Source organism: Salinimicrobium sp. TH3 (genome assembly GCF_026676115.1).
GTDB lineage: Bacteria > Bacteroidota > Bacteroidia > Flavobacteriales > Flavobacteriaceae > Salinimicrobium.
On record NZ_JAPONB010000001.1, the window covers coordinates 181,617 to 202,644 of the forward strand.

Sequence of the window (21,028 nt, forward strand, 5' to 3'; positions counted from 1 at the left end):
AGAAGAGGCTTTTGAAATTTTAAGAAGATTCCTCCTGCGTCGGAATGACAGTGGAGAAATGTAAACATCGAAAGAGATTCCTCCTTCGTCGGAATGACAATGGTCTTACCAGATCTTCACGCGGTTCTCAGGTTTTACATACATCTTATCACCTTCCTGAATATCAAAAGCTTCATAGAAAGCATCAATATTTTGAAGAGGCACATAAGCACGGTATTCTCCCGGAGAGTGCGGATCTGTTTTGATCTTGTTTTTCAAAGCTTCTTCTCTCATCTTCGTTCTCCACACGGTTGCCCAGCTCATAAAGAAGCGTTGTTCTGGCGTAAAGCCATCAATTTCTCCGGGGTTTCCATGCTCGTCAAGGTGGATCTGAAGTCCGTCATAAGCGGCGCTCACTCCTCCAAGGTCTCCAATGTTCTCACCTAAAGTGAATTTTCCATTGATGTATACCGAATCAAGCACTTCTATAGCGCTGTACTGGTCAGCCAGTCTTCCCCCAAGGGTTTCAAACTGCTCCAGGTCTTTTTCGCTCCACCAGTTGTTCAGGTTTCCGTCGGCATCAAATCTTGATCCGCTGTCGTCAAAACCGTGAGAGATCTCGTGACCTATTACGGCACCAATTCCGCCGTAATTAACCGCAGCATCAGCTTTGTAGTCGTAGAACGGTGGCTGCAGGATAGCAGCAGGAAATACGATCTCGTTGTAAAGCGGGTTGTAGTAAGCATTCACAATTTGTGGTGCCATAAACCATTCGCTCTTATCTACAGGCTTACCAAGTTCTGCGATATCTTCTTTTACGTTCCATTTTGCAGCATTGAGCATGTTCTGGAAATACGAACCACCATTAGCAGGTTCTTTGATCTCCACGCTGCTGTAGTCTTTCCACTCATCTGGGTATCCAACTTTGATCTTGGTAGTAGCCAATTTTTGCTTCGCTTTTACCTTTGTGCTGTCGCTCATCCAGGTAAGGTTGTCGATGCGGTTTTCGAAGGCCTTTACTACGTTTTGGATCATTTCTTCAGCTTTCTGTTTAGCTTCAGCCGGGAAATGTTCTTCTACATATAATTTACCAAGGGCTTCTCCAATTGTGCTGTTGATGGTCGCAAGGGCGCGCTCATTCCGCGGTAATTGTTTTTGTGCGCCACGAAGGGTTTTTTCGTAGAACTCCCAATTTGCATTTTCGATCTCGGTAGCGAGCATTCCTGCGGCATCATTGAAAAGTGTCCATCGCAGGTACTCTTTCCACTCCTCCACATTCTGGGAAGCGAAAGTCTTTTGAACTTCTTCCATGTATTTTGGCTGACTTACGATAATCGTATCCACATTGGCAGCACCGACAGATTCAAAATACCTGTTCCATTCAATTGCCGGAACTTTATTCTGAAGCTCGGTAATGGTCATTGGGTTGTAAGTATTTCGGGCATCCCGACGCTCTACTTTATCCAGCATTGGTTGCGCGAGGGTCGTCTCGAATTCAAGAATAGTCTTAGCTTTTTCTGCAGCCTCTTCTTCAGAATCTCCTAAAAACTGAAGCATTCTGGTTATATGGGCAACATACTTTTCACGCTTTTCCTGGGAATCGGCATCTTCGGCGATATAATAATCCCTGTCTGGCAGCCCAAGGCTTCCCGGAGCAAGATAAGCCGCATTCATGTTGGAATTCTTGGCATCGGCACCCACGCCAAAGCTGAAAAATCCGCCGCCGCCGTACATCTGCATCTCCTGGAGATATTCCTGAACATCTTCTTTAGTTTCTATAGCCGCGATCTTGTCGAGGTAAGGACGAATAGGTTCGATTCCCTGCTCGTTACGGGCCACGGTATCCATTATAGTCTTGTACAGGTAAACCGCCTTGGCCTGGTCACTATTGGCATCAAGACTGTCGCTGCTTGCAGCAGCTTCAAGAAGGGAAAGAGCATCCTTATCTGTTTTTTCACGTAATTCGTTGAAGCTCCCCCATGTTGTTTTGTCTTCTGGGATCTCATTGGTGTCCAGCCAGCGGCCGTTCACATACCTGAAGAAATTTTCCTGCGGGGCCACTGTGGTATCCATATAGGCAAGATTGATCCCGCGTTGTTCTTCGGCTTCTACTTCTTTATCATTCTTACAGCCGGTAACAACCGCTGTTGCCATAAGAGTAAGAAGGAAACCTTTACTTAATTTATTCATATTCATGTTAATTTTAAAAGTGGCGTAAAATAAGAAAAATGATCTAATTTTCACCTTTTTATGGAACTTAGCGCGATCTTATTTCTGAAATAAAAGCCTTGTCAAAATCGGCTTTTAAAGAGGTTACAGCGTCCACCTTATCATTGGGTATGGCGATGGAAAGAACGTAGTGTTTTATTCTCCACTTTCCATTTTCTTTTACCGCTACGCCCGAGCCGCGGCAAATGCCCATTTGAGTGTCCAGCAGTTCATCGAACCAGGCTAGGTTTGCATCATCGGCAAGAAAAATATTGCGCTCGAGAGTGGAGAAGCTCCAGGCTTTCCCGCGGTCAAAATAAGGTTTTGACCATTCCATGAATTCCTGTTTGTTCCAGTTCTCTGTAGCATCGGTTCCAATGAAAACAGATTCAGCAGCCATTAAGCTGAAGTATTCATCGTAATTAGCTTCAGCGGCGGCCTTGTGCCACTCTTCGAGAAGGTGGTTTACGTGAGGCTCTTCAGCCTGACCGAAAGCGAAGCCCCCGAAAAAAAGCAGGAGGGCCAAAAAAGAGATTTTTCGCATGTGTTTAGATTTTTATGAAAGATAAGGAATTTTGAAAATCGTAATTCTGTAGTTGGTAGATACGTAACGCTGCATGTTAATTATTCCGCTTATAATTATTGGGCTAAAGCCCTTTTTATACAGGAGACATTTGATCCACCACCTGAAGGTGGCGGCAATTTATTTCTCTATCTAAACTTTAAGAATGACATACTTAACTGCCTACGGCTTTAGCCAGAGGTTAAAGAAATACTGCAAAGGCCTTGGCCGATCTTTACCAACAGTGCATTTATATTCTTCTGCCTATAATCATTGGGCTAAAGCCTTTTATTTAGCAAACCTTTGATCCACCACTAGAAGGTGACAGCAATTTATTTCTCTATCTAAATTTTAAGAATGACATACTTAACTGCCTACGGCTTTAGCCAGAGGTTAAAGAAATCCTGCAAAGGCCTTGGCCGGTCTATACCAACAGTGCATTTATATTCTTCTGCCTATAATCATTGGGCTAAAGCCTTTTATTTAGGAAACCTTTGATCCACCACTAGAAGGTGGCAGCAATTTATTTCTCAATTTAAACTTTAAAGATGGCATACTTAAATTGCCTCCGGCTTTAGCCGGAGGATCAAAAATATAATACAGAAGGCCTTTAGGCCAAACCCGATCCAACTTCAAATCGGGAATTAAGGTTTAGATCTCGTCCTCTCCGGCATCAAGGGCAACAAAGTTTCTTATCGCCTCGTTGGGTTCTATAATATTGTAACCATTCCAAAAATCGGGGTTGTAAACTTTAAAAGTCTCATACTCGAAATTTTCGGGTTCTGGAATTTCAGAAAGTGCGGCCGCAGGCATGGTCTCAGATTCGTAGACCACCAATTGCAATTTATTCACCTGGCTTAGGTTGAATTTAAGGTCCAGATCCAGTTCATTCTGCTTACGGCGGCCGGGAACGTGCTTGTTCTTTTCGATGATGGTAAGCGGACGGTCAATCCCAACAGATTCGCCGGTCTCCCGTTCAAGATAGCTAAGGTTATACTTTCCTGCTTCATCTTTTACAAAGATCATCTTGCCCCGGTAAACGTCATCTTTAGTGCTTATTCCAAAAAGGCGGAATTTCTTCAGCGGTTTTACATTTTCATATTCCAGGCGGTGGACCCCGTAATCCTCTGTATTTACATAGATCCTGCCTTTAAAATCGGCGCCCCTTTTTGGTTCAAAATCGATGACGTAAACTGTAGCATTGTCTATCCAGGCATAGCCGTTTTGAGTAAACCGGTACTTGTTAGCCTTGTCAAAAAGGTTAAAAGTGATGTCTTCTCTCCAGAACATCCCGTCCATAAGTCTGTTTATCCTGGAATTAGAATTCTTTTTGAGATTCTTTTTCCTTTCGGCAAGAATTTTTTCTTTTTCTACGGGTGTTTTTTCTTTCTTTTCTTCTTTCACTAAAAATTCCTCTCTAAGTTCTTTCTCATCTACCTTTACGCCTATGATCCCCGAACGTATCTTTAGGTAGGAGCGATCTTTAAGAGTGTTCATAAACAAGGAATTCAAACGGTCTGTCACTTGTTCCAGGGATTGTGTGCTCTGTGGATCGTGAAGATTTGCAGCTTTTATTATATTCACTTTTTGGCTGTCAAAGTTCCCGTACATATCGGCCAGGATTTCTTTATAAGAATCTGATACTTTTGGAATTTTAGAAGAGATCTCGTTCATGAGGTCCTGGTCTATACCGGCAATTGTACTTTTGTCCACTTCGAGGTCGAACCGGCGCACATAACTAATATCCGACTCTCTTAAGAAGATCCTCTTCCTGCTGTTTTCAAAATTGTAGTTATTATTCACTTCTTCCTTTACTTTCTTAATGATCTCTTTTGCTGAAAGGTTTTTGTTAGAAAGAAATACTTCGCGCAGTTCAATGGTAGCAGGCTTTAGTAAAATGATCCCTTCGGAAATTTCTTTGGGTGCTATCTCGAGCAGCTCATATCCCAGGGAGGAGATCTTTATAATTTCGGGAGATTTTTCTTTTTGAGGGTTATAGCTGAAGGTTCCTTCTTCATTGGTCACCAGTCCCCGGTTTTCGGCAAAGATGACATTGGCGTAAGGAATAGGTTGTTTCGTGGCTGCGTCGAGTACCTGGGCACGTATCTCCTGTGCTTGTAAAACATGTACCTGAAGCAGCAGCAGAAAGGAAAGAAAGTATCTCATAGTAAACGGTTTACTTTAAGACGTATATGTTTTATGATTGTTACAAATTATGATGGTTTTCAGCATTAACAAAATACTAACTAAAAACAATTGGCAGCAGGATGAAGGGTTTTCTAACTTTATAGAAAAGCCAATCTATGACACGATCAATCTGGAAATCAACAGCCACCAAATCTAATTTTCCTGTCCTTAGTGAGAATCTCGAGACCGAAATTGCAATTGTTGGTGGCGGGATAACGGGAATTACTGCAGCCTACCTCCTTGCGCGATCGGGTAAAAAAGTAGTGTTGCTGGAAGCTGGAGCTCTTGGAGGAGGAACTACCGGCGACTCTACGGGAAACCTGTATGCTATGGTAGACAAACGTTTACACCATATCCAAAGTAAGTGGGATAAAGAGACCGCTTCAAAAGTTGCACAATCCCGGGCACAGGCCGTGAACCTGGTAGAGGAACTGGTGAACAGGTATGAAATAGACTGCAGTTTTAAGCGGGTCCCATGGTATTTGTTTAGTGAGACCGAAAAAAAAGATAAGACCATTGAGAAAGAGATAGAGGCAGCAAAAGATTATGGATTGCCTATTGAAGAATTGCACGAACTGCCAATCCCTGTAAAGGTGAGTACGGCCATAAAAGTGGAAAATCAGGCCCAATTCAATCCCGCGGCTTTTGTACGGGGTCTGGCCGAACAAATAGACTCTGCAAATTGCAGGATCTTTGAAAATTCTGAAGTACATCATATAGAAAAGAAGGAGGAGCTAGTTCTTTCAACATCCTCCGGAACAGTGACAGCCAAAAAAATCATTTTAGCCACCCATACTCCCAAAGGAATCTACGGCTTGCAAACAGCTCTTTACCCGTACAGGGAATACGCTATTGCGGCCAGATTGAAGTCTGGTGATTTTCCTGACGGGATCTACTGGGACACAGAAGCAGACTTCCACACTTCCATGAGAACCTACAGTAAAGGCAGTGATAACTACGTGTTGGTTCTTGGGGGGCATCACAAAGTAGGACAGGAAGACGATTACAGCCGTTTCTTTGACAAACTTGACGAAAATGCCCGGCGCTATTTTGATGTGGAGGAAATCGAATACAGGTGGAGCGCCCAACATTATAAACCTGCCGATGGGTTGCCGTATATAGGAGAAAGTACAGATGACAATATCTATTTGGCTACAGGTTTTTCCACAGATGGACTTACTTACGGAGTACTTGCTGCCATGATCCTGGATGACCAGCTTAACGGCCGGGAAAATGCCTGGAGGGATTTATACAAAGCCTCGAGGTTCACGCCGGTAAAATCTGCAAAGAATTTCATTAAAGAGAATATCAATGTCGCCAAACAATATCTAAAGGACCTGCCCGGGAAAGCTGAAGTTGATTCCTTAGAAGAGATCGGGCCCGGGCAGGGTAAAGTCATGGAGATCGAGAGGGAGAAATGGGCAGTTTACAGGGATGATAAGGGAGAGCTTCATTGCCAGTCGGCCGTTTGTACACATATGGATTGTATCGTGGACTGGAATGATGCCGAAAGATCCTGGGACTGTCCCTGTCACGGCAGCCGCTTCAAGGCCACCGGGGAAGTGATCGAGGGACCTGCATTTTCCCCACTTGACAAGAGGAACCTGAATAAAAAAGAATAGTACTATGGTAATTACTGCAATTATACTCATCAGTCTTGCTGTTTTACTCGGGCTTTACCTGATAAGTTTCGTTTTAAAGAAGAAAATTCCGCCTAAAGGAGTGGCATTGATACATGGCTCTCTGGCTGTTCTGGGAATTCTTATTCTTATTATTTACGCATTAACTACAACTTCTCATCATAAGCATTGGGATAGTATTATCATTTTTCTCCTTGCGGCAACGGGAGGGGTTTATCTCTTTTACAGGGATATACGCCACCTTAAGATCCCGAAGTGGGTAGCTTTGATACATGGCGCCCTTGGTCTGTTCGGTCTTGGCTGGATTTTGTATCACGTTATTGGTGGCACCCATTGACCTTTAACCAAAGGTGAAGTGCCGGCCGATGTTCCTTTTTTATTGATTCTTATTTTAAATATTTCCCCCCTGCTTGTTTATTAATTTAAAAACAATGCCATGACAGGCTATAGACATTTTTTCAATCCTCCTCCACGTGACCCCAGTTCAAACTTTCGCTTTGCAACAGGGAAGATAAGATATCTCTTCTCTGGTCAAGGTCATATAGGTCGGTTTGTTCCTGTTTGTCACCCGAAGTTCGATCTTCATTGGGAAGAGAAGCTGAAAAATTCTCTTTTAAATGCATTAAAAGATTTGTCATGGTACTTCTTAATAGCTGCAGCTCTTCTTTTTCATTTTGATACCTTTCATTAGACTTAAGCAGGAGGGTTAGGGCTTCGTCAAGTCGCACAAAATTAAGGCTAAGACAGTTTTCGGGATTTGAGTGGCTAAAGAAATGTACCACAGGATATGCCTGGTGGCTCACAAGGTGATTATCGATCTTTTCCTGTAACGAAAGTACTTGTTGATCCTTGTAAGAACTGTTTACTTTCTCGAGCTTATTGGCAATTTCAGAAGGGCTTTTCCCAAGGTTAGAAATACTCCTGGACAGTGTTCTTTTTCGAATGACCGCAGAGGAAACGGAGATCAGGTAAGTCATTGAACTGGTAAAGAAAATAAAGCCGAAAAAGGAAAATAAACTTGTTAGTATCTCAAAGAAGGGGGTGATAGGTTTAAAATTTCCCATGCCTAATGTAGAGATTACGTATCCTGTAAAGTAGAGCCTCTCTACCCAGTTGGCCGGCCGCGAATCACTATTGGTTATTCCGGAAGGATCATAGGAAAAGACCAGGAACAGCCCCAGCCACACAATAATGATCCACACAAACAGTACTCCCAGATTAACGGTCATGCCGCAGTAGTCAAAGGCTTTCCTGCCAAAAAAGCCGGAAGACCAGCGGGTTGCCCGGTAGGAGAGGCTGGCTACTTTTTTAGAAATAGGTCCTGCTCCGCTACCGGAGAGGGTGGTAAAAAAGAAATCATAGATTACAAGTATAAGAAGGAGGAGTCCAAGGCTTAAATAAAGTACGTTCATAGTTGAATTTTAAATTTTTAGAACCATAGAGAAATACCACCTCCTGCACCAAAACGATTGTCGTAGCTTCCCATTAATCTTACTCCTTTGCTAAGCACATACTCGAGACCTACCTGGAATACCGTTTCGCTTTCGTAGTCTTTGCTCTCTTCGAGATCTCCATTCCAGCCAAAATCAATCTGGTATTCATATTCCCCATACAATTCAAGGCGGGGAAAAAGCAAAAGTCCGGCATTAAACGCTACTTGTGGCCGCAGTTTGTGATCAATACTGAGTTCAGAATCAATTAACAGCGGCAGCAGATACCTGATTCCTCCAATGGCTGTAGGTTCCAGTTCATCCAGGTTATCTTCTTCTTCGTTCTCAATATTCCCACCGACAAAAACTCTGAAGTAGTCATTGAGATATCTTTCATAGGTAAGGGTAACTTCCAGGTTTTCATTCCAGCCATACTCGGCCCGTAACCTGAATTGATTCCTAATGTTGGTGGTGGTAGCATAGAATTCTGTCATATGACTGGCGCCTGTAACTTCTCCCCAGGTAAAATATTCATTGGCTTCGGTTGTAAGATTGGCTAATGGATATGAGTCGAGTCGCTCATCCCGAGGCGTGTCATAACTAAAAACACGTGCCATACCAGAGTTGAGGTGATAGAGTACATGGCAATGAAAGAACCAGTCCCCATATTCGTTGGCATCAAACTCAATTACGGTTTTTTGCATGGGCGCCACGTTGACGGTGTGCTTTAGTGGAGAATATTCTCCATTCTTATTGATCACTCTAAAGAAATGTCCATGAAGGTGCATGGGGTGATGCATCATAGTAAGGTTGTTCAGGGTGATCCTCACTTTTTGACCCTGTTCGATTTTTATTTTGTCGGTTTCAGAAAGAGGTACTCCATTAATGCTCCACACGTACCTGTTCATATTTCCTGTGAGATTGAACAGAATTTCTTTAAGCGGCTGTTCGTCAGAAATAGTGGTAGGTGCTGGGGCTCTGAGGTAATCATAATTGAAGACAGGAGATCCCGCGGTTTTCATGGCGTCGCCTATTACCAGGGAATCGGGCAGCGGCTTTTTCATAGGATCCATCAGGTTGGGATCTTTCATTTTGTCCTGAACCAGGGTATCCCTTTTCATGTCTTCATTCATGTCCATATCATGCTGGGTATGATCCTCTTTCATTTTCATTCCTTCGGAATCCATGTCCATCTCCATGTGATCCATTTCCATGGCATACTTTTTCATCACTTTAATGGAGTCATTTTTCCCGGGTCTGAACTTTGATGCCGGAGCGCCCATTTTCATATCCATGGCCATCATCTTTTTCATCATCTCAATCAGGTCAGGTTCGGGGACTACCGGGGCAGGTATAATTTCTCCTTCTCCTATATATGCTGAAGCATGTCCCGAACCATCCTGGGAAGTGGCACGAATTTCCAGTTTTCCACTTTCCGGAACAGTGACAATGAAGTCATAGGTCTCTGCAACAGCGATAAGGGTCTTGTTCTTTTTTACCGGTACCACATCCAGCCCATCGGCAGCAACCAAAAAAGGATCTTCTCCCCCAAAGGTGAGCCAGAAATAGGACGCTGCAGAGGCATTGACAAATCGCAGCCGAAGCTTTTCTCCCGGTTCAAAATCAGGATACTGCTGTTCCGGGAGTCCGTTTACCAGGAAAAGATCATGGTAGTTATCAGAAATAGCCATATCGGGCATGCGTTGCCAGCTCATTTTGAGTTTGGCTCCCAGCGCGTTTTTAGCCAGGACTTTATTTAGACTTTGTACCTGCCCCTTCTTGATCAGGTACCATTCATTGCCTCTTTTGAGATTGCGCAACTGTTCATGTGGGTTTTCATCCATCCAGTCTGAAAGCACCAAAACAAGATCCTTATCATATTCCATGGTTTGCTCCCGCGGATTGATTTGAATAGAGCCATAAACGCCGCGTTGCTCCTGGAGTCCCGTATGGGAATGATACCAATAGGTGCCCGACTGCTTCAGGGCAAATTCATAAGTGAAAGTCTCTCCCGGTCTTATGGGAGGAGTGGTAAGATAAGGCACGCCGTCAAAGAAATTGGGGAGCAGCAGTCCGTGCCAGTGCACCGAAGTCTCCACATCCATCTTGTTCGTTACATGGATTTTCGCATACTCTCCTTCGGTGAACTCCAAAACAGGCCCCGGAATACTTCCATTAATGGTCATGGCCTTCACATTTTTTCCGGTGAGATTGACCATTTCTTCATCTATGGTCAGTTCATATTCATGGACCGGCCAGTTATCGACATTACCTTCAACAGATTGAGGACGTTGAGCAAGTGAAGGAAAAGAAAGTGTGGCAGTGAACAGAAGAGGCAGAAGAAGATTTTTCATTACGTTTTCTTCAGGATTACACGAAAAAGGAATTCTTACAAGTTAGTCAGCTTCTACCGTTTTCTGTATGAAAGTACTGTTAAATCTCGGCCCGGGAATTAATCCGGGCATAGGAATTTCAAATGCTTTTATAAGCCTGCTACTTGTTTCTTAACAGGTAGTTAACCAGTCTCTCCGGAGAATTTCATTAACTTATGAATACTTTAGAAAATCATAAAAATCTATAGTTATGAAAATAAAACTGCTCTTCGTATTGTTTAGTCTTGGTTGGGTTCTAACGGGTTCCTCACAGGAATCGGTAGGATTGGAAGTTATAGCAGATAATTTAGTATCCCCAGTGGCCCTTGTGGAATCGCCCGACGAGTCAGGAAGGTATTTCATTGTGGATCAGGTAGGGGTAATCCGTATCTATACTCCTCAAAAAGGTCTTTTGCAAGAGCCTTTCCTGGATCTTAAGGATAAAATAGTATCTCTTAAGGACGCTCACGAGGAGAGGGGACTTCTTGGCTTGGCTTTTCATCCTGATTATAATGAGAACGGGAGGTTTTTCGTCTACTACAGTGCTCCGCTAAGTGAGGGTGGCCCTAAAAACTGGGATCACACCAGCCACATTTCAGAATTCCGGGTTTCTCCGAATAATCCCAATATGGCTGAAAAGACTTCAGAAAAGATAATTCTGAAGGTCGATCAACCACAGGATAATCACAATGCCGGAACATTGGCATTCGGTCCTGATAATTACCTGTACATCGCTCTTGGTGACGGTGGAGGTGCAAATGATATTGATATGGGCCATGTGCCCGACTGGTACGCCGAGAACGCGGGTGGAAACGGGCAGGATGTAGAGCAGAATTTGCTTGGTAGTATTCTACGAATCGATGTGGATGGAGATTCTCCCTATGGAATTCCTGAAGACAATCCCTTTGTAGACAAAGACGGAATGGATGAGATCTATGCCTATGGGCTTCGAAATCCCTACAGGTTTTCATTTGACTTGGAGGGGAACAATGATCTTATCGCCGGAGATGCGGGCCAGGTACTTTGGGAAGAAGTAAGTGTGATCACAAAAGGTGGCAATTACGGGTGGAATGTGAAAGAAGGATCTCACTGTTTCAATTCTTATAATAATGATAAGGAGAAAGAGGAATGTCCCGAAAAAGATAAGATGGGCAATCCTCTAATAGATCCTGTTATTGAATTTAAACAAGGTGGTACCGATCATGGAGGCAAAGGCCTGGTGGTAATAGGAGGTTATGTCTACAGAGGTGAGATGATTAAAAATCTGGCTGGGAAATACATTTTTGGGACCTGGACGCAACATCACGGAAAACCTGCGGGAGCAGTGTTTATGGCCACTCCGCAAGAGACCGGGATGTGGGGCTTTAAAGAGCTGAAAATAGATCAAACCAACTCTACTTCAATCGGTCATTATCTTCTGTCTTTTGGCCAGAACAAAGAGGGAGAAATGTTCGTTCTTACCACCGATGAAGAAGGACCCACAGGGAACACCGGGAAAGTCTTTAAAATGATTGCGGCGAAGTAAATAGGGGTAGGAGTCATTCTGAATTTATTTCAGAATCTTTTTAAGAAGTCTAAGTCTTAATAGAACCTGAAACAAGTTCAGGTTGACGAAAGATCATAGATTCTTTTCAATTATATCTCGAACAATAAAGTCACTCCCAAAGTAGCAGGATTTCCAAGGTGAACTGCACCAAAGTTATAGCCGTAGCTAATGTATTCTTTATCAAAAATATTACGGCCCCATAGCATGAGCTTAATATCCCGGTAGGAGACGCCAATATTTCCATTGTACAGGCTGTACGGCTCCTGCCTTAGATTATTTGCGAGATCGAAATATTGTTCCCCCAGGTATTTCCATTCTGCACGGGCCGTGAATTCCCATTTTTCATTCAGTCCCAGGTTTGACCGGTACTGCAGGGCCAGCATTGAAGTGATGCCGGGAGTATAGATCTGCTTATTTTCTTTCAAATTGACTTCTTCCCCGTTTTGCGCAATAAGCAGCGATTCGTATTGGGCATCAGTAAGGCCAAGATCATAGCTGAGTTCAAGGCCTGGGATTACTAAAGCCCGAAGCTCTAATTCCAACCCTTTACTGCTTAATTTTCCAGTGTTTCGGGTGATGATAACTCCATCGGGCATGACTAAGGTCGGTACCTGTACATCGGTCACTTCCGTATAAAAAACAGTGGCATTTACCAGCAGCTTATTCTCCAAAAAGGAGTTCTTAGTACCTATTTCGTAATTATCACTGAACTCCGGTTGGTACTCGTACAGAGGTGGTTGTGAAGGATCTGCACTTAAAGGAGTGAGCCCTCCTGCCCTGAAACCCCGGCTGTAGGTCAGGAAGACAAGGTTTTCTTCTGAAAGATCATAGGTGATTCCCGCCTTAGGCGAGAAGGCATTGAAACTTGCGGTGGCGGTAGTGTCCGGCTGATATTCAAAGAGCGGTTGCGTATCAGAATCCAACTGGTACTCTCCCAGCACAGACTGCTTTTTATATTCGTGGTCATACCGAAGACCTGCTATCAAGCCGAGTTTCTTCATCACCTGATAATTGAACTGTCCAAAAAAGGCAATTCCTTTACCTGTTGCTTCGCTGGTGTTTATGAGGGAATAATTGATTTCTTCTGATCCCAATAAAGGAGCATCCTCACCAAAATGAGTGGCTTGTTTTACCGGACTTTCCTGGTAGAACATGTAAGTTCCTGCAGTCCATTCAAGATCTCTTCCCGGTCCACGGGGAGAAGAGAGCCGGAATTCCTGAGTCACAACTTCCACCGTATTCCAGTTCTTTCCATAGTCATTGATGATGGAAATCGCATCAAGAGGGGAGAAGTCTGCATCAATAGGATTTTGGTAGTATCTGTAATTCTGCTGGTAGGCAGTCTGTGAACTAAAGTTGAGGTTTTCCCCTTTATAATCAATGACCAGAGAAGTGTTGAAAGTATTGTCCTTCATTGTTGAAAGTTGGTTCTGGTTAAGGGTGAAAGGGTTTTCAAGTGCAGCTTCATTCCCCATGTTCAGAGGAAAAGCTCCTTCATTTTCGGCTGTAAAATGTTTAAGGTTTAAGGTGGCATTCCAGGTAGAACTGAAAAGGTACTTCAGGTAGTAATTTCCTGAAAAATTGTACTGATCATCATAACTGGAATTCGTGAACCGGTTGGTGTAAAATCCATCCCTTTCTTCATATAATCCGGCTGCCCCGAAGTATAAATTCTGGGTTACCGGTGTTCTTATGCCTGCCATATAGCGCTGTTGGTTAAAATTGCCTAAAGTAGCTTCTCCAAATATTTTGGTTTCCTTTTGGGGCTCCCGGGTTATAATGTTGATCACACCACCCATGGCATTTCTTCCGTAAAGAGTTCCCTGTGGTCCTCGTAACACTTCTATTCTTTCTATATCAAAAAGCTGGGTGATATAGGTGTCGAGGTTATATTGGTTTACACCGTCTATGTAAGTTGCAATTGCAGGATCGTAGGAGGTAGTGACAATTCCCCTTATAGAGGTCACGGTTCTTCTGTCTCCGGGATCGGCGGCATAGAGGTTGGGAGAAATTGCAGTAAGATCATTAACGTTCCGGATCTGGCTTTGTTTGATATTTTCCTTTGAGAGGCTGGTTATACTTAGAGGTATTTCCTGAATAAGTTCTTCTCTTTTTTGGGCGGTGACAACTACTTCTTTTAAGCGCTCACCTTCCGATGAAAGAGTGATCTCCAGTTCAACAACTTCCGCATTTATATTGACGATTCGAGTGGTTTCTGAATATCCGGCTTTGCTAATGTACAGGATGTATGAACCATAGGGCACTCCTTGAAAGGAAAAATCCCCTTCTGGGGAGGTTTTTGTCTGGAAGGAGGAATTCAGCAGGTTGACCCGGACATTTTGAAGCGGTTGTGCAGAATCTGAAAGTACTTTCCCCACTAGACGTCCTTTCTCCTGGGCGCCTGAAGTCATGGAAATAAGAGAAAAGAAAAGGCTTATGAGTAGATAATGTTTCATTGAGTAACTTTTAACTTCTGCTTATTTATGTTTTTTCTAAAGATCAGGTTTATAAAAAGGGCGAAACTAAGGATGAGTAACCCGAAAAATTCCCGGGTGTACTCGACCCAAGGTTTTTCATCGGACATTGATCCGGTAATATTTTCGGCAGCATGCTCGGTTAACCAGGAGAGAACTCCCTTAGGCACGAAAAAAAGGTACAACGCATAAGCGAGGAAGATCAGGATCCCTGCATAGTGAAGAATTTTATTGTCTTTTCCTAATATCGCAAGCAGGCAAACAAGGGCTCCATAACCGTAGATAACCATCCACAGGAGAGGGTCCGGATCATTATATTGTACAATGGCAGAGAATAAGAAGATAATTGCAAAAAGAGCATTAAATATTCTCACAAATTCTGTTTTTAGAATTTAATTTCCCTTAACAGGGAAACTTTTCTTTGCCTTGTTCCCCGTTTCCACGTTTTTCTTCAGCAACTGCACAGGAATAAAGAGAAACAGGAAAAATCTTTTCATCTTTTTGATATAATAGATTATAACAAGACCTCCTATTTGTCTCTTAAAGTTAAGAAAGCGGAATAGCAGGAGCAGCCATTTAACGACAGTTTAACCTTTAAAAAGAGAAAAAATTAAAGAGACAGATCTTTAAAGATTAATTCCAGAAGAATCTTTTCTCATAGGACAACTTTTATGGCTTACCGCAAATATGGGTATTTTAAAGTAAACCCAATACCTCCCGAAAGGTTCAATAGTATTTACCTGAAAAGTGGCACAGTCCCTGTGCTGTCTGGTTCCATGGAATCTTCGAACTCCTTGTCGAGTTCGGTCTCAAAATTCTCGGGAGTCTTAAGGAAGAGCTCGTTCAGCTGAAGTTTGAAGTTATCAAATTCTACTACCAGGTCTTCGGCAACATCAAGGATCTCATCGGGATTTTTCTGTTTTTTGTTGGAAAGCTGGTGCAACACCTGCGCCTTGGTATAAAGTACGTTGGTGCGTGCCTCCACGGCTGTACTGCGCAGCGTATCGGGAATTGTGGTGTTTAGGTTTTCCATGATCTGTACCAGATTATTGGAGGCATCCATAATATCCATCCCGGTACTGTTCTCCAGGTTTTGAATTTCATTTTGAGCAGTTGCATATGCCAGCCAATTTCCTGCGACCTGTCTTGCCTCGGGCAACAGGTTTACGGTTCGGGCACTGTTAAGCTCTAACCGGTCGGAAAATTTTCTTTCAGACTGCACTTCAGAAACCTTTGCCTCCTGCTTTTCGGCACAGGACAAAAGGGCGATCAACGTAAATAGCAAAAGAAATTTCCTCATTTTTTAAAGATACATTTTAAAAGCAATTGTTAAGGTGGCTTTTGTACACTATGAAATATGTTTTAAGACTGCAAAATTCTTCATCTTTCCTGAATTCAATATCTTTGCTTTCTTAGCAAACAAAAAATTTATGGCTTCAAAGATATTGATAATTGGTGCATGCGGACAAATAGGAACCGAACTTACTATGGCCCTTCGGGCAAAACGTGGGAATGAGAACGTCATCGCCTGCGACATTCGTGAAGGAAACGAAGAACTGATGGCTTCCGGCCCTTTTGAAATTGCCGATGCTACCAATTACCACCAGATCGAGGACCTGGTAATACAGTATGAGATCGATGAGGTATATCTTATGGCAGCTATGCTTAGTGCAACAGCCGAGAAGTTTCCAATGAAGGGCTGGGCTTTAAATATGGATTCCCTGTTCCACGTTCTTAACCTTGCAAAAGAGGGAAAAGTGAGCAAAGTTTTCTGGCCATCCAGTATTGCCGTTTTTGGACCCACCACTCCTAAGCATGACACGCCGCAAACTACTATTATGGAACCTTCAACCGTGTATGGTATAAGCAAGCAGGCCGGAGAGCGCTGGTGTGAATATTACCACAAGAAATACGGGGTGGATGTGCGGAGTATTCGATATCCTGGACTAATAAGCTATAAGACACTCCCGGGCGGTGGTACAACAGATTATGCAGTGGAGATCTATCATGAGGCTTTGAAAAATGGCAAATACACCTCATTTCTTAAAGAGGATACAGAACTTCCTATGATGTTCATGGATGATGCCATTAGAGCTACCATATCCCTTATGGATGCTCCTTCAGAAAAAGTGAAAATCCGTTCCTCCTATAATCTTTCAGCATTAAATTTTACTCCAAAGACTCTTGCAAATGCTATTCAAAAGCACATACCCGAATTTGAGATCTCATATGATCCGGATTTCCGGCAGGCTATAGCCGATTCCTGGCCGTCAAGTATTGATGACTCCAAGGCCCGGGAAGACTGGGGCTGGAAACATGAGTTTGACCTGGAGAAAATGACTTCAGAAATGCTTGAAGGCATCAAGGAAGTACATCATGTATAAAACAAAAAAAAAGTCCTGCACACCGTGCAGGACTTTTTGATTGAGTAAAAACTAATATGATTAGTTGATCACACGCACTCTTGTTGCGGTCAATCCTTTTCTTCCTTCTTCTTCCTCGTACTCAACTTTGTCTCCTTCGTTAAGAGTTTCTCCATTAAGTCCGGTAACGTGAACAAAGATGTCTCTTCCTGTGTCGTCGTTCGTAATGAATCCGTAACCTTTTGATTCATTGAAAAATTTAACTGTACCTTCCATTTTAAAAAAAAATAATAATTAATAAAGTACAAACATAATCTAATAATTGAAACAGGGGGTAATCAATTTGTTATTTATTTCTAAAAATTTTAAAATGTGGCAGTTACCTCTCTTTTCTGTCCTTCATTTTTTTTAAATTTTCATCGGAAAGAGTGTAGTCTTTTAATTTTTTTCCCCTCCAGCGGAGTACCAAAAACATGGGCAAAAGGATAAATACACTTGCAAGTACTGTGAGGCCAATGATCCTGTCTCCTAAAGCCTGATCGTTCTCCACTTGCATTATATAAAATCCTACAAGGAAGGATATTCCAATTAAAACGGCTGCAATCTGGGTAAGTATTCCTAAAGTTTTCATACAGTTACTTCTATTAATTTCTTCCTGTAAGCAGTAAGAAGTTTTGATTTGGACACAAATCCAAGATACTTATTCTTTCTAACTACAGGAAGGTTCCAGGCATCACTTTCCTGAAATTTTTTCATTATTGTTTTTGGGCTGTCTTTTTCCTCATCAATAGTATCGGGAGCTGTTTGCATGAGCTCCTCTATTTTTACACTGTCATAAAGCTTTTTATCAAACATGATTGGCCTTATGTCGTCCAGAAGAAGAATTCCCATAAAGTTATTATCATCATCTACTACAGGAAAAATATTCCGGGAAGATTTTACAACTCCCTCCTTTACAATTTCTCCAAGTGTCATTCCCGATTTTAAAGAAACAAAATTTCTTTCAATGACCTGATGAATATTCATAAGCGTAAGAACAGCCTGATCCTTATTATGAGTGATCAATTCTCCACGCAAAGCCAACTCCATTGTATAGACCGAATGTGGGAGGAATCTGGTTGTGATTATAAAAGAAATGGCTGCAGTGATCATAAGTGGTACAAAGAGCTCGTATCCATGAGTAAGTTCTGCGATAAGAAATATTGCGGTTAGAGGGGCCTGTAATACCCCGGCCATCAAACCTGCCATTCCAACCAGGGTAAAATTACTTACCGAGAGTGGGGTCTTCAGGAAATTCAGGTGGTTTAAAAACAAGGCAAAACCGTGTCCCATTGTGCTTCCCATGAACAGCACGGGAGCAAATATTCCTCCGATTCCTCCGGCATTAAACGTTAGGGAGGTGGCGGCAATCTTAAAGATGACAAGTCCCGCCAAAAGAACAATTATCACCCAAAAATTATCAAGATATTCGTTGAATAAGCTACTTCCCAAAGCCTCAAGATAATCCTCCTGGAGCAAATTGTTTATTACGTTATAGCCTTCTCCATAGAGAGGAGGAATAAAAAAAAGGAGAACTCCCAGTGCCGATCCTCCAATAAGTAAGCGGTGAAATGAAGAATCTATTCTTTTGAATAATTTATTGATCCAGAAATAGGTTTTGGTGAAGTAAATAGAACAAAGCCCTGCTAAAACACCTAAAAGAATATAATAAGGAACATCGGCAATCTCGAAACTGTCTTTAAGACTGAAAGGCAGAATAATATCTGAACCAAAGAAAAAATAGGAGGTAAGGATAGCTGAAACCGACGCCAACAGCAAGGGTAACAACGAGGCCAGGGTGAGGTCAAGACTGAAAACTTCAATTGCAAAAATAATAGCTGCAATAGGAGCTTTAAAAATACTTGACATGGCTCCGGCCGCCGCACAACCTATTAATAAGGTTCGCGTTGCCTGATTCATATTGAAAACCCGCGAAATATTAGATCCCAGGGAGGCGCCTGTTGCCACCGTAGGGCCTTCCAGTCCCACAGATCCACCAAAACCTACAGTTATAGGTGCGGTGATCAATGAAGCGTACATTTGTACAGGCCTCATTAGACCCTTTTTTTTGGAGATTGCATAAAGGGTGGATGGTATACCGTGTCCAATGGGATGTCTAATCCCATATCTCACAATAAGAATTGTAATGGCAAGGCCTACAATGGGGAATATGAAGTAGAATGCATGGTGATAATTCACAATTAATTCCCCCTCAAGCAAACGCTGTATAAAATGTGTTAAGTTCTTAATTAACACAGCCGCAAGACCCGAGGTAAAACCTATGAGCGCCGCCAGTATCATCACAAACTGCTGCAAAGAAAGATTTTTGGTTCTCCAGATCAAAAATCTTTTGAATAAGGGATTCCTGCTTTTTGCGTTCATATTAAAAATGCCGAAAATCACCTGCTAGTACAGGAAGTATTTTCAGGTATATTAAAGGTTAATTTGTAACCTTCAAATTTAACTCTTTAAGCTGTTCCTCATTAATTCGTGCGGGAGCATCGATCATTACATCTCTTCCGGAATTATTTTTTGGGAATGCGATGTAGTCTCTAATGGTTTCTTGTCCGCCGAGGATAGCTACAAGCCTGTCAAATCCAAAAGCTATTCCTCCATGCGGAGGGGCTCCATATTGAAAAGCATCCATTAAGAACCCGAACTGGGCCTTAGCTTCTTCGGGAGTGAATCCCAAATGGTCGAACATCATTGCCTGCGTATTCTTGTCGTGTATCCTTATTGATCCTCCTCCAATTTCGTTTCCATTCAACACCAGGTCATAAGCGTTGGCGCGAACATTACCAGGGTCTGTGTCCAAAAGTTTAATATCTTCTGGCTTTGGAGAGGTGAAGGGGTGGTGCATTGCATGATAACGGCCGGTCTCTTCATCCCACTCTAAAAGGGGAAAATCTACTACCCATAGTGGCGCAAATTCATCAGCTTTTCGAAGGCCCAGTTCATTACCAAGGTGCATGCGCAAAGCACTTAACTGAGTTCTGGATTTATTGGCATCACCTGCCATTACCAGGATAAGGTCCCCAACTTTGGCGCCTGTTCTTTCAGCCCAGGATTTAAGATCTTCTTCAGAATAGAATTTATCTACCGAAGATTTTAGGGTTCCGTCCTCATTGTACTTTGCCCAAACGAGTCCGTTCGCCCCAACTTGAGGGCGTTTTACCCAGTCAATAAGTTTATCTATTTCTTTTCTTGTAAAAGATGCAGCCCCGGGAACAGCAATTCCCACTACCAGTTCCTGCTGATCGAATACATTGAAACCTTTATTTTTGGCCAAATCATTCAATTCCCCGAACTCCATTCCAAAGCGGATGTCCGGCTTATCATTTCCGTATTTCTTCATGGCCTCATCATAGGTCATACGAGGAAATTCGGTTACATCTACGCCTTTTACGGCCTTGATGAGGTGACGTGTGAAATCTTCAAAAGTATTGAGGATATCTTCCTGTTCCACAAATGCCATTTCACAGTCGATTTGGGTGAATTCCGGCTGCCGGTCGGCGCGCAGGTCTTCATCCCTAAAACATTTTACGATCTGGAAATACTTATCCATTCCGCCAACCATAAGCAGCTGCTTAAAGGTTTGAGGGGATTGAGGTAAGGCATAAAATTGTCCTTCGTTCATTCGGCTGGGTACCACGAAATCACGTGCACCTTCGGGTGTGGATTTGATCAGGACAGGAGTTTCCACCTCTATAAATCCTTTTTCTGAAAGGAATTTGCGTACCTCCATAGCCACTTTACTGCGGAAGATCAATTTGTTCTTCACAGGATTGCGGCGAATATCAAGGTAACGGTATTTCATGCGCAGATCTTCGCCACCATCGGTTTCATCTTCTATTGTAAAAGGCGGAAGTTGTGCTGAGTTAAGAATCTTTAATTCTGAAACCAGGATCTCCACATCCCCGGTTGGCATGTTTGGATTTTTTGAAACCCGCTCGATCACTTCTCCCGAAACCTGAATAACAAATTCCCGGCCAAGCTGGGAAGCCATTTTGATCATTTCCTTGGGAGTACGCTCTTCGTCAAAGATAAGCTGCGTAAGTCCATAGCGGTCGCGAAGATCAACCCATACCATGAAGCCTTTGTCCCTTATCTTTTGCACCCATCCGGAAAGTGTAACTTCTTTTCCTTTGTCTTCTAATCTTAATTCCCCGCAGGTATGGCTTCTGTACATAAATTGATCTTTTTTGAAGGGGCAAAAATAAGAAGAACT

At 42.7% G+C, this 21,028-nt stretch carries 16 protein-coding genes; 4 read left to right on the plus strand and 12 right to left on the minus strand.

All coding sequences use genetic code 11. The annotated features are described in order from the left end of the window. Nucleotides 1-105 precede the first annotated feature (105 nt). From OU683_RS00770 to OU683_RS00780, 3 genes are all read right to left on the minus strand, one after another. Nucleotides 106-2,169 (minus strand): M13 family metallopeptidase, encoded by a 2,064-nt coding sequence (locus tag OU683_RS00770; protein ID WP_268134173.1) that lies wholly within the window; start codon nt 2,167-2,169, stop codon nt 106-108. A 67-nt stretch (nt 2,170-2,236) separates the two neighbouring features. Then, nucleotides 2,237-2,731: a nuclear transport factor 2 family protein gene (locus tag OU683_RS00775; RefSeq protein WP_268134175.1), complete on the minus strand. Its 495-nt coding sequence runs from the start codon at nt 2,729-2,731 to the stop codon at nt 2,237-2,239. Nucleotides 2,732-3,400: 669 nt separating this feature from the next. Then, nucleotides 3,401-4,915, minus strand: a complete 1,515-nt coding sequence (locus tag OU683_RS00780; protein ID WP_268134177.1) for a carboxypeptidase-like regulatory domain-containing protein — start codon at nt 4,913-4,915, stop codon at nt 3,401-3,403. Between the two features lie 137 nt (nt 4,916-5,052). Here OU683_RS00780 and OU683_RS00785 point away from each other — a divergent pair, with 137 nt between their 5' ends. Next, nucleotides 5,053-6,558 (plus strand): FAD-dependent oxidoreductase, encoded by a 1,506-nt coding sequence (locus OU683_RS00785; RefSeq protein ID WP_268134179.1) that lies wholly within the window; start codon nt 5,053-5,055, stop codon nt 6,556-6,558. 4 nt (nt 6,559-6,562) lie between these two features. Continuing rightward, the gene (locus OU683_RS00790; protein ID WP_268134181.1) at nt 6,563-6,913 is read left to right on the plus strand and encodes a hypothetical protein; all 351 of its coding nucleotides are present in this window, start codon (nt 6,563-6,565) and stop codon (nt 6,911-6,913) included. A 121-nt stretch (nt 6,914-7,034) separates the two neighbouring features. On the opposite strand, the gene OU683_RS00795 is transcribed toward OU683_RS00790, so the two are convergent. Continuing rightward, complete coding sequence (locus OU683_RS00795) at nt 7,035-7,988, minus strand: ion channel (protein ID WP_268134183.1); 954 nt, start codon at nt 7,986-7,988, stop codon at nt 7,035-7,037. A gap of 17 nt (nt 7,989-8,005) precedes the next feature. After that, a complete protein-coding gene (locus OU683_RS00800) occupies nt 8,006-10,360 on the minus strand; it encodes a multicopper oxidase domain-containing protein (RefSeq protein ID WP_268134185.1) in 2,355 nt (784 codons plus the stop codon). 229 nt (nt 10,361-10,589) lie between these two features. Here OU683_RS00800 and OU683_RS00805 point away from each other — a divergent pair, with 229 nt between their 5' ends. Further along, a complete protein-coding gene (locus OU683_RS00805) occupies nt 10,590-11,903 on the plus strand; it encodes a PQQ-dependent sugar dehydrogenase (protein ID WP_268134187.1) in 1,314 nt (437 codons plus the stop codon). Between the two features lie 110 nt (nt 11,904-12,013). Here OU683_RS00805 and OU683_RS00810 read toward each other — a convergent pair whose 3' ends face one another. From OU683_RS00810 to OU683_RS00820, 3 genes are all read right to left on the minus strand, one after another. Further along, nucleotides 12,014-14,380, minus strand: coding sequence for a TonB-dependent receptor (locus OU683_RS00810; RefSeq protein ID WP_268134189.1), 2,367 nt, complete (start codon nt 14,378-14,380; stop codon nt 12,014-12,016). Next, nucleotides 14,377-14,772 carry a transmembrane 220 family protein gene (locus tag OU683_RS00815; RefSeq protein ID WP_268134191.1) on the minus strand — a complete coding sequence of 132 codons (396 nt, stop codon included), beginning with the start codon at nt 14,770-14,772 and terminating at the stop codon, nt 14,377-14,379. Before OU683_RS00815 ends, OU683_RS00810 begins: the two co-directional genes overlap by 4 nt. 362 nt (nt 14,773-15,134) lie before the next feature. Next, nucleotides 15,135-15,698 (minus strand): hypothetical protein, encoded by a 564-nt coding sequence (locus tag OU683_RS00820; protein ID WP_268134193.1) that lies wholly within the window; start codon nt 15,696-15,698, stop codon nt 15,135-15,137. Nucleotides 15,699-15,828: 130 nt separating this feature from the next. Between OU683_RS00820 and OU683_RS00825 the strand changes: the two genes are divergently transcribed. Next, nucleotides 15,829-16,782 (plus strand): NAD-dependent epimerase/dehydratase family protein, encoded by a 954-nt coding sequence (locus OU683_RS00825; protein ID WP_268134195.1) that lies wholly within the window; start codon nt 15,829-15,831, stop codon nt 16,780-16,782. A gap of 60 nt (nt 16,783-16,842) precedes the next feature. Here the strand turns inward: OU683_RS00825 and OU683_RS00830 are convergent, their stop codons facing one another. The 4 genes from OU683_RS00830 to aspS form a co-directional block, all read right to left on the minus strand. Further along, complete coding sequence (locus OU683_RS00830; protein ID WP_228914110.1) at nt 16,843-17,037, minus strand: cold-shock protein; 195 nt, start codon at nt 17,035-17,037, stop codon at nt 16,843-16,845. Between the two features lie 103 nt (nt 17,038-17,140). Beyond that, on the minus strand, nt 17,141-17,392 hold the full coding sequence (locus OU683_RS00835; protein ID WP_268134199.1) for a hypothetical protein: 252 nt from the start codon (nt 17,390-17,392) through the stop codon (nt 17,141-17,143). Next, complete coding sequence (locus OU683_RS00840; RefSeq protein ID WP_268134201.1) at nt 17,389-19,182, minus strand: chloride channel protein; 1,794 nt, start codon at nt 19,180-19,182, stop codon at nt 17,389-17,391. The genes OU683_RS00835 and OU683_RS00840 overlap by 4 nt, the downstream gene beginning before the upstream one ends. 58 nt (nt 19,183-19,240) lie before the next feature. Next, entirely contained in the window at nt 19,241-20,989 is a 1,749-nt protein-coding gene (gene aspS, locus OU683_RS00845; RefSeq protein WP_268134203.1) for an aspartate--tRNA ligase, read from the minus strand. Between the last annotated feature and the right edge of the window lie 39 nt (nt 20,990-21,028).

Bases quoted from the DNA above. Each gene is read 5' to 3' on its own strand.
- OU683_RS00810 (WP_268134189.1), bottom strand. From the start codon at position 14,380: ATGAAACATTATCTACTCATAAGCCTTTTCTTTTCTCTTATTTCCATG.
- OU683_RS00820 (WP_268134193.1), bottom strand. From the start codon at position 15,698: ATGAGGAAATTTCTTTTGCTATTTACGTTGATCGCCCTTTTGTCCTGT.
- OU683_RS00805 (WP_268134187.1), top strand. From the start codon at position 10,590: ATGAAAATAAAACTGCTCTTCGTATTGTTTAGTCTTGGTTGGGTTCTA.
- OU683_RS00775 (WP_268134175.1), bottom strand. From the start codon at position 2,731: ATGCGAAAAATCTCTTTTTTGGCCCTCCTGCTTTTTTTCGGGGGCTTC.
- OU683_RS00785 (WP_268134179.1), top strand. From the start codon at position 5,053: ATGACACGATCAATCTGGAAATCAACAGCCACCAAATCTAATTTTCCT.
- OU683_RS00770 (WP_268134173.1), bottom strand. From the start codon at position 2,169: ATGAATAAATTAAGTAAAGGTTTCCTTCTTACTCTTATGGCAACAGCG.
- OU683_RS00780 (WP_268134177.1), bottom strand. From the start codon at position 4,915: ATGAGATACTTTCTTTCCTTTCTGCTGCTGCTTCAGGTACATGTTTTA.
- OU683_RS00840 (WP_268134201.1), bottom strand. From the start codon at position 19,182: ATGAACGCAAAAAGCAGGAATCCCTTATTCAAAAGATTTTTGATCTGG.
- OU683_RS00800 (WP_268134185.1), bottom strand. From the start codon at position 10,360: ATGAAAAATCTTCTTCTGCCTCTTCTGTTCACTGCCACACTTTCTTTT.
- OU683_RS00825 (WP_268134195.1), top strand. From the start codon at position 15,829: ATGGCTTCAAAGATATTGATAATTGGTGCATGCGGACAAATAGGAACC.
- OU683_RS00795 (WP_268134183.1), bottom strand. From the start codon at position 7,988: ATGAACGTACTTTATTTAAGCCTTGGACTCCTCCTTCTTATACTTGTA.
- aspS (WP_268134203.1), bottom strand. From the start codon at position 20,989: ATGTACAGAAGCCATACCTGCGGGGAATTAAGATTAGAAGACAAAGGA.
- OU683_RS00830 (WP_228914110.1), bottom strand. From the start codon at position 17,037: ATGGAAGGTACAGTTAAATTTTTCAATGAATCAAAAGGTTACGGATTC.
- OU683_RS00790 (WP_268134181.1), top strand. From the start codon at position 6,563: ATGGTAATTACTGCAATTATACTCATCAGTCTTGCTGTTTTACTCGGG.
- OU683_RS00835 (WP_268134199.1), bottom strand. From the start codon at position 17,392: ATGAAAACTTTAGGAATACTTACCCAGATTGCAGCCGTTTTAATTGGA.